This window comes from Sulfitobacter sp. HI0129, assembly GCF_001635395.1.
Taxonomy (GTDB): domain Bacteria; phylum Pseudomonadota; class Alphaproteobacteria; order Rhodobacterales; family Rhodobacteraceae; genus Sulfitobacter.
Genome location: NZ_LWGH01000571.1, coordinates 1 through 7,651, shown reverse-complemented (window position 1 = coordinate 7,651; position 7,651 = coordinate 1). Strand labels below are relative to the sequence as shown.

The following is a 7,651-nucleotide window of genomic DNA, read 5'->3' as shown; positions in this document are numbered from 1 at the left end:
CACCTGGACGACGCAGGCGTAGCCCGCCGCCAGATCGTCCTCGATGGCGCGGATGATGGTCGGGGCCTTCATGCCCATCAGGAGATGGTTGAAAAACCGCTGTTTCGTGCTCTCGAAGCGGGACTTGGCCGAGGCGCGTGCGGCCGAGGCATTGGTCTCGCCCGAGGCATCGTTGACGCCGGTGGCAGTCAGGGCTGCCTCGAGATTGTGGTGGATCGTGCGAAACGCACCCGCATAGGCGTCGTAGATCTCGATCTGCGCCGGTGTCAGCGCATGTTCGAGCACATCATATTCCACGCCGTCGAAGCTGAGGGCGCGGGCCGTGTAGAGCCCGAGCGTCTTGAGATCGCGCGCGACTACCTCCATGGCAGCGACGCCGCCTGCCTCCATCGCCGAGACGAAACTTTCGCGGCTCGGGAAGGGGTATTCGGGGCCCTGCCCCCAGAGCCCCAACCGCGCGGCATAAGCGAGGTTGTGCACGCTCGTGGCACCCGTGGCCGAGATGTAGAAGACGCGAGCGCGGGGTGCTGCCAGTTGCAGCCGCAGGCCAGCAAGGCCCTGCTGGGAGGGTTTGCCCCCCCTAACCTGCTCGGACCCGGCCGCGTTCTGCATGGCATGGGCCTCATCAAAGGCCAGTACGCCTTCAAAGTCTTCGCCCATCCAGTCGAGGATCTGGCTCAGTCGTGTGGTGCCGCATTTGCCCGCGGACCGCAGCGTGGCGTAGGTGACGAAGAGAATACCGTCACCCATAGGGACGGGCTGGTCCGGTTTCCATTTTGAGAGCGGCTGGATGTCGGCAGGCGAGCCGCCGAGATCGGTCCAGTCGCGGATGGCGTCCTCGATGAGCGTGGCGGATTTGGAGACCCAGATCGCCTTTCTGCGACCGGCCAGCCAGTTCACGAGAATGAGCCCCGCGCATTCGCGCCCCTTGCCGCAACCGGTGCCGTCGCCGAGGAAATAGCCAAGGCGATAGGCACGTGCATCCGGGTCATCATCGGCGCGCGTCAGCTTGGTCTGGTCGTCATCGATCGCGAACCGACCCGGCAGGTCGCGCCGATGGGCGTCATGCGCCATGATGATGGTTTCCAGCTGCGCCTCGGAGAGATGTCCCTCCTCGATCAACCGTGCGGGCAGGCGCAAGTCATCACGGCCCGTATTTGAGGGCATGGGCGGGGCAACCGAGGCCATGGCGATGCTTTCAACGAGCGGCGTGGGATGTTCCTGCGCATCCGCAATCTCGATCCGTTGCGGACGGTAGCGCGCATAGATGTCCGAGATGGGCATGTTGTTGCGCGGGGTCTGAAGGCTCGTGAAGCTGAGCGGACGGACGGCATTGGCCCTGGCTGTGGGGGCGGTGATAACACCGGCAGCGGTCTTGCGCGGGACAGATGATCGAACGGTCGGCCGAGCATGAGGGATCGCTTCAACCCGTTGGGCCGGGCTCATCTCGGTCCGTGTTGCGGCCACGGCATCGACAAATGGAAGGGCTTCATCCAGATCGCACAAAGTGGCGCGGATCATCTCGCCGCCCTCCTGCACCTTGTCGAAGACCATGAGCTGGGTTTCGACAGAGGTGCCGAGCTTGCGGTAGACCTGCCCCGGCATCGTCAGCGCCAATCGTGGCGTCAGGAGACCGCAGGCGCGGGACCAATGCGCGGCATCGCGTTCGGGCGTGAATCCCGGCGGCATGATCGCCACAAGCCGCCCGCCGGGTGCCAGGCGCTTTGCAGCCGCGATGAGATGCTTGGCGGCGATGTGCTTGTCTCGGGAGCGATCGACCGAGGAGGCGAAGGGCGGGTTCATCACCACGACGTCGGGTAGAACCGGCGTCTGTAGGAGATCATCGATATGCTCGCCGTCATGGCCTGTGACCTCGCCGCCGAAAACCGCGCGCAGGAGGCGCTGGCGAAAGGGGTCAATTTCATTGAGCACAAGGGTGGCACCGGCCCGGGCGGCGAAAGCTGCCAGGGCACCGGTGCCAGCCGAGGGCTCCAGCACGGTCTCGCCCTTGCGAACGGCTGCCGCCCGCAAGGCCAGCGCCGCAAATGGCAGCGGCGTGGAAAACTGCTGTAGCCGGATCTGCTGCTCTGACCGGCGGGTTTCCGTCAGCAGCCGTGAGGCAAGCAGCCTTGCCGCGGCGATGTCACCTGCCGCGCCGTCGCCGCGCAGCAGCATTTGGACGGCAGCGGCCTGCATCAGGTCATAGGCCATGCGCCAGTCCCAGGCACCCCCGGCATCGCTGCCATGAAACGTCTCGCGCATGATGCGCGCCAGCGCTGAACTGCGCAGGGGTTGGTGGTGGATCTCTCTGCCGATAAGCGCTAGCGCAGAGGCGAGATCGGCTTCGGAGATTGCGAGAGCCGGGTTGGCCGTTCTGGGTTTGGACATGGGGATTTTCCTTTGGATCAGGGTCTGAGTTCCAAAGGACAAAAAGCCCGCTCTACACTTTTTGGGGTTTCCGCCGAAAGCTATGACGGAGGTTGGGCAACGAGAGTGAGTGCAGAATTTCAGATCACGAGCGCGACCCGCCCTTGTCGGAATCAAAGGCTAAGTCACGCAGCCGATCGGCAAACAATTTTTTGACAGAAGAAGCGGCGGCAACCCACCAAAACACCCCGAAACGCACGAAGGTACCAGGTAAGAACAGAACGCACTGTTCAAGACTGTTGGCGGCGCTTCTCATCAATCACCGCCTGCACAAGGTTCATCACGTTGGAATGCGGTGTCGCGGCCTGCTGGTCATTCAGTGCCTCCTTCACCTTGGACCGAAACCAGGCATCATGGGACGTCATCTCACCGGTCACGGCGATGGTCCTCGAGGCGCCTATCCAGAAGCTCGCCTAGGTCTCTCGGCATAGCTGCAACGCTCAGAGCGACCCGAGATCGGCGGTAGGGAGAATGGACCTTGGACAGATTGACTTTGTCGCAAGCCTGTTTGCGGTCTGAAGGCTGTTTCAACTCGGATTCCCCGTTCACGCGATGATCGAACGTTACAGCAAAACTTCCCGGACGATAAGACTCTTGAGATCTCTACATTATGGGGATGACCAAAACATCTGCGCACAGACGCCCCTTCACACCATTGCCGACGTTGGGGCGGGATGCCGCGAAGGTCTCAAACGAGCCCAGACTCACCGATGCTGCGGGGCGCGCGAATGTCGGCTTTCGTCCGGCGCGTCGCACCATGATGGAGTTAGTCAGCTTCCACCAAGTCACTCCGGGCATCGCGGATGATCATCCACGACGAATGCAGGAAAAGCCCCGCGATCGCGAACGCGACGATCAGGTCGGGCCATGCACTGCCAAGCCACGCGACCAGCCCGGCGGCGATGACCACGGCGAGGTTGCCGATGGCGTCGTTGCGAGAGAACAGCCAGACGGCTCGCATATTGGCATCACCCTTGCGGTGCTTTAGCAGCGGCAGCACCGCGAGGATGTTTACGATCAGCGCACCTACCGCGAAGGCTCCCATCAACCCGGCTTCTGGCGTGGTCTGGTTGAGGACACGCCAGAGCGTGCTGCCGACAACGCCAAGGCCCAGAAGGCCCAGAAACACGCCTTGGATCATCGCCGACCGCGCCCGCCATGTCAGGCTCCAGCCGATGGCGAGCAGGCCCAGAAACGTGATCGCACCATCGCCCAGAAAATCGAGCGCGTCTGCCTTCAGCGCCTGCGAACCGGACAGGAACCCGCCGAACATTTCGACCACGCCGTATCCGAGATTGAGCGCGACCACGATCCAGAGCGCGCGGCGATAGCTCGGGTCCTTGTAGGCCGGATCGGACGATGTATCGCCGTCCTCGATCTTCTCGAAACCGTAGCCGGTCGCGTCGAGCGCGGGCCGCACTTTCGGCAGATCGCCGTCCGCGATCCGCAATGTCATGATGTGGGTGGCGGCGGACACTTTCACGTCGCCTTCGGCCACGCCCGCAGACCGGGCCGCGCGCTCGATCTCGGCGGCATCTTTCGCGCAGTCCATGCCTTGCACCCGCATTCGGATCGGGGAGGAGGCTGTCGCCAACTTGCTGTTATCGGGCTGGCTCATGTGCGATCCTTTTTGTGGTGGCGGGCGAAAAGGTACGCTGCTAACGTATCAGTGGATAATGATATGACAGCGCAAAACATTCAAGACGATCTTTCGGCACCCGATACACTGGAACTGCGGGCAAAGCTCTTCCGGGGCCTAAGCGATCCCAGCCGTCTGACGATCCTCGATGCGCTGGTGTCGGACGAACGCAACGTGCAGGAAATCGTCGGGCATACGGGTTTGGGTCAGCCCAACGTCTCGAACCATCTGCGCTGTCTGCTGGAATGCGGGCTGGTCAGTCGCCGCAGCAAAGGCCGCTTCGTTCGGTATCGTCTGGCGGACAGGCGGGTCGCCGATCTCATCCGTGATGCAGATCAGCTACTTGCCTCGACAGCCAACGGAGTTGATGCCTGCCAAAGCTATACGGACTAACCGGCGCGACCTGCTGCAATGTCCTATCGGTGCGCCAAACCTGAAGCAGCCATCTGCGCATCCGCAGCGAATGCACCCTTTGTCCCGCATCTTACCAGTTCGTACACGATGCAGCGAACGGCAGGTGTACGGATAGGGAGGGACTTCTGAGAATTTCATCGTACCAGCCATATGACACACCAATGTCGCCTATTTCACTTGGCCCAAGTATGACGGCGATTGAAACGCATAATGCCCCCTTACTGGCAGCCTTAGCGTGGGATTCCGCTCCTTCAGGCATTCGACCCCACTTACCGATCGGGCACCGCTTCAAGGGAAGTTTCGAACCGCTTGCCCGCCGCTGCAGCTTCTTTCAAGAGCGCGTCGAAATTGTCAGGTGGATTGCCATCTTCCAACATCCCTTTGAACGTCGCATAGGCATCAGTCTTGCTGCCGTAGGCGCGCAGGGTCTTGTCGTCGTTCACCCAGGCCGCCACGATGACCTTCGCATCGCTGTTGAACCGATAGAACAGCCGATACTGCTGGAAGAATTTCGCCCGAAACCAGTGCTTGCGGTGATCGCCGAGTGTGCCGCCTTGCCGGAAGGCGGCGGCACCCGGATCTGCCGGTATGGCCTCGGTGACCAGCTTGAAGATGGCGGCCAGCCGTTTCGTCGGGTTTTTCTTGCGCCAGGTCTTGGGATCGCGTGCCTTACGCGCCTCGACCTCTTCAATCAGCCCTTCGAGCTGATCCAGAAAGAGCGGATGCGCATAAATCGACCATCCGTTTACGACAAGGGGCGCTTGGGCGGGCACGCTATCGCCGCTCATTCATCCTCGAGCAATAGCGGCGCATCGAGATCGACGTCAACGTCTCCGACCAGTGCTGCAAGACGGTCATGCAAAGCCCCATCGAACGCCCGAATGCGGTCCGGATGCGCCTTGATATCGGCCTCGACAAAATCGAGAAAGGCTCCTAGCACGGGATCTTCCTCGTCGCTGCGCACGGGCTCGATATAGACCCTGCCACTCGGCTCGGTGCAGTAACGAATCTGGTCGCCCTTGCCCAGCTTGAGCTGTTTGCGCACTCCCGCCGGCACGGTCGTCTGATACCGATCCGTGAGTTTCGAGACATCTTGTGCGAGGGCTGTCATGGCAGTCTCCTGAAGAAAAGGGTCTTTGCTGCCCGCGATAGGTAATGCATTTGCATTGCCTTGTCAAGACAAGCCGCAGCATCTGCTGTCGCCGGGCAGGTCGATGAACCGTCCAGCGCAGGACCTAATTTCGCCCCGCCAGGAACTCCGCCAGCACCGGGCTAGCCGCACCTTTCGCGGAGCTGAGCAGCTCCGAGCCCGCAAGCGAGGCCTTCGACAGGCGTACGAGCCCACCAGTTTCCTCGATGCCGTAGCAGCGGCGCTTTTGCCGCACGCGCCTGTAGTGGGTCGCGGTGACAATCTGGCAGGTACTGCCATCGGTGAGCGTCACCGGTGCTGCGAGCTTGATCTTGTCGCCTTCCTCGTAGTCCGGGATCGCAGCCCAGTCCTGGCAGCGCTGGCGCCAGGCATGAGCATAGCTGTCTGGGTCTTTCAGCTCGGACAGCAGGGCCAGTAGGCTCAGTGGCGCGCGGGATTCGACCGGTCCCGCGCTTTCCTCCATGTCCTTGTAGCCCCAGCAGCCGTCATCATATCGGGTAAGGAATACGGCGGCGAAAGTGATGGAGCCATCCGCATCGGTGACATAGGTCGTGTCTTCGACAGGGGTGCCGTCGATATTTGTGACCTTTGCCGCCGCATACCAAGTCGAACCCACCTTGCAGGCTTTGACCAGTTCCGTCTTGCGCCTTTTGCCCTCGAAGGTGCACAGCTGAGTGACCTGCCCCCCGCGAAATCCCTCATCATGATGTAGAGTCTGCCCAACCTTGAAGGAGCAGACGAATGCGAAAGAGCCGTTTTACCGAGGCGCAGATTATCGGGATGATCAAGGAGCAAGAGGCGGGCATGCCGACGGCCGAAGTGTGCCGTCGTCACGGGCTGAGCCCTTCCACGTTTTACAAGCTGAAAGCCAAATACGGCGGCATGGAGGTGTCGGAAGCCGCCCGGCTGAAGGCGCTGGAAGACGAGAACACCAAGCTCAAGCGCCTGCTGGCCGATACGATGCTCGACAACGTGGTCCTGAAAGATCTTCTGGGAAAGAACTGACGACGCTGACCAAGCGGCGAGAGGCAGCGCTCAGAGCGATGCGGGATCACGACATCTCGCAGCGCCGGGCCTGCCGGCTTGTCGGTGTCGATCCAAAGACGGTCCGGCGCGAACGCCCGCCGGATTGCCCCGAGATCCGCAAAGAGATGCAGGAGATTGCCGGCAAGCGACGTCGGTTCGGCTATCGTCGGATCGGCGTCCTGCTCGAACGCAAGGGCATGATCATGAACCACAAGAAGCTGTATCGGCTCTACCGGGAGGAAGGTCTCTCGGTGAAGCGACGACGTGGCCGCAAACGGGCCCGCGGCACACGCACACCGATGCCGGAGGCGGCGCGCCCAAATGCGCGGTGGTCGCTGGACTTTCTGTCGGACAGCTTTGGTGCTTCACGCAAGTTCCGCATCCTGGCAGTGATCGACGATTGCTGCCGCGAAAACCTATGCCTCATGGCCGACACCAGTATCTCGGGAGCCCGTGTCGCCCGCGAGCTGGATGCGCTGGTGCGGGTCTACGGAAAACCAGGTTGCATCGTCAGTGATAACGTCCTATATCGGGAAGATTTGTCTGCTTAGGTCAGCAGGTCATGGGGCATCCGGTGTCCCGGATGCCCTGATATGGTTGCCCAGGCGGTCTCCGCCGTCAAGAAGCGGTCTCTCCCATAGCAAACACAGGGTACGCGCGATGGCGGCCCTCACCGTCCTTAAGACGAGATCCAAAATCCCAAGCGGAAGACCTGAACATTATCTACGAGGTCAGCGAACTGCCTCCACGGCTCTGATCAGACAAGGGTCCTTCCACCTGGGCTCACCCCCTCGAAGAAGGGGCGATAGGGTTCGCCGTGCTTGACCACGGCGTGTACGGTGCGCGCCATCTTGGCCGCGATTGCGGTGTAGGCCTTGCGGCGCAGATGGGCATTGTGTCGGTCTCCCGCGATGTAGCGTTCGAACTTGTCGCGGAAGCTGTTCGTGTGTTTGAGCACGGCAACCTGGCCCGCCATCCAGAGGGTTCTGCGAAGT

The 7,651-nt window shown here is 61.6% G+C and carries 6 protein-coding genes and 3 pseudogenes; 2 read left to right on the top strand and 7 right to left on the bottom strand.

Annotation, left to right across the window (positions count from 1 at the left end):
* From A3764_RS15360 to A3764_RS15355, 3 genes are all read right to left on the bottom strand, one after another.
* Nucleotides 1-2,388 (bottom strand): strawberry notch family protein (locus A3764_RS15360; RefSeq protein WP_150122210.1); only part of this gene is annotated, 2,388 nt, incomplete at its 3' end.
* Between the two features lie 269 nt (nt 2,389-2,657).
* Nucleotides 2,658-2,804 carry an antitoxin PaaA2 family protein gene (locus A3764_RS25230; protein ID WP_153218031.1) on the bottom strand — a complete coding sequence of 49 codons (147 nt, stop codon included), beginning with the start codon at nt 2,802-2,804 and terminating at the stop codon, nt 2,658-2,660.
* A gap of 389 nt (nt 2,805-3,193) precedes the next feature.
* Nucleotides 3,194-4,045 (bottom strand): cation diffusion facilitator family transporter, encoded by an 852-nt coding sequence (locus A3764_RS15355; protein WP_007803328.1) that lies wholly within the window; start codon nt 4,043-4,045, stop codon nt 3,194-3,196.
* Nucleotides 4,046-4,108: 63 nt separating this feature from the next.
* Between A3764_RS15355 and A3764_RS15350 the strand changes: the two genes are divergently transcribed.
* Entirely contained in the window at nt 4,109-4,459 is a 351-nt protein-coding gene (locus A3764_RS15350; protein WP_007803330.1) for an ArsR/SmtB family transcription factor, read from the top strand.
* 290 nt (nt 4,460-4,749) lie between these two features.
* On the opposite strand, the gene A3764_RS15345 is transcribed toward A3764_RS15350, so the two are convergent.
* From A3764_RS15345 to A3764_RS15335, 3 genes and pseudogenes are all read right to left on the bottom strand, one after another.
* The gene (locus A3764_RS15345) at nt 4,750-5,268 is read right to left on the bottom strand and encodes a type II toxin-antitoxin system YhaV family toxin (protein ID WP_067927752.1); all 519 of its coding nucleotides are present in this window, start codon (nt 5,266-5,268) and stop codon (nt 4,750-4,752) included.
* Nucleotides 5,265-5,591 (bottom strand): type II toxin-antitoxin system PrlF family antitoxin, encoded by a 327-nt coding sequence (locus A3764_RS15340; protein ID WP_067927754.1) that lies wholly within the window; start codon nt 5,589-5,591, stop codon nt 5,265-5,267. Before A3764_RS15340 ends, A3764_RS15345 begins: the two co-directional genes overlap by 4 nt.
* Before the next feature lie 124 nt (nt 5,592-5,715).
* Nucleotides 5,716-6,312 (bottom strand): annotated as a pseudogene (locus tag A3764_RS15335) (DUF6927 domain-containing protein); the annotation flags it as partial.
* A gap of 59 nt (nt 6,313-6,371) precedes the next feature.
* Here A3764_RS15335 and A3764_RS24140 point away from each other — a divergent pair.
* Nucleotides 6,372-7,177, top strand: a pseudogene (locus tag A3764_RS24140) (IS3 family transposase); the annotation flags it as partial.
* A gap of 236 nt (nt 7,178-7,413) precedes the next feature.
* Here the strand turns inward: A3764_RS24140 and A3764_RS15320 are convergent.
* Nucleotides 7,414-7,651 (bottom strand): annotated as a pseudogene (locus A3764_RS15320) (IS110 family transposase); the annotation flags it as partial.

Excerpts from the sequence above, each read along its gene's own strand:
- A3764_RS15340 (WP_067927754.1), bottom strand. The coding sequence starts at position 5,591 with ATGACAGCCCTCGCACAAGATGTCTCGAAACTCACGGATCGGTATCAG.
- A3764_RS15355 (WP_007803328.1), bottom strand. The coding sequence starts at position 4,045 with ATGAGCCAGCCCGATAACAGCAAGTTGGCGACAGCCTCCTCCCCGATC.
- A3764_RS15350 (WP_007803330.1), top strand. The coding sequence starts at position 4,109 with ATGACAGCGCAAAACATTCAAGACGATCTTTCGGCACCCGATACACTG.
- A3764_RS15345 (WP_067927752.1), bottom strand. The coding sequence starts at position 5,268 with ATGAGCGGCGATAGCGTGCCCGCCCAAGCGCCCCTTGTCGTAAACGGA.